This is a genomic window from Vibrio sp. 1401 (assembly GCF_033340295.1).
This window is the reverse complement of record NZ_JAWOWF010000519.1, coordinates 1-618: the sequence shown is the minus strand read 5'-3', so window position 1 is coordinate 618 and position 618 is coordinate 1. Positions and strand designations below refer to the sequence as shown.

Here is a 618-nt window from a genome sequence, read left to right as displayed (position 1 = left end):
CGTTTACATTCTCCACTCCAACCGCATTCATGGCACATCACAGCGGGCGACAAGCCTCGACGGTTAAGACACAACATTACTTGATTGCCCGCTTTTAAATGCTTGCGCATCTCGGCAATCAGTTGGGCAGATAAGCCACTTTCTAAATACTGACCTTTTACATCTAACACTTTATTGGTGGTTGGTACGGCAGAGCCAGCTCGTTGGGTTAGTGTTAAATGGTGATACTTGCCTGACAAGGCATTGTGCAATGTCTCCAGTGCAGGTGTGGCTGAGCCCAGAACAATCGGAACTTGTTCTTTATGGGCGCGCATTACAGCAACATCGCGTGCATGATCACGCAAGCTATCTTGCTGTTTGTAAGAGGTGTCATGTTCCTCGTCCACAATGATAATCCCGAGATCAGCAAAAGGCGCGAGTAGGGCAGAGCGTGTGCCGATAATGATTCCGGCCGCTTTGTCGCGTGCAGAAAGCCACGCATTCAGACGCTCCGTCTCGTTTAACCCGGAGTGGATGACGTCAACTGGCACATTAAAACGGCGTTTAAAGCGGTTGATGGTTTGGGGCGTTAAGCCAATCTCTGGTACTAAAACCAAGGCTTGTTTACCTTTCTCTAAG

At 49.0% G+C, this 618-nt stretch carries 1 protein-coding gene; it reads right to left on the bottom strand.

The genetic code is table 11. The annotated features are described in order from the left end of the window. Positions 1-618, bottom strand: a 618-nt coding sequence (gene priA / locus R7Z77_RS26595; RefSeq protein WP_318137202.1) for a primosomal protein N', incomplete at both ends; no start/stop codon positions are given.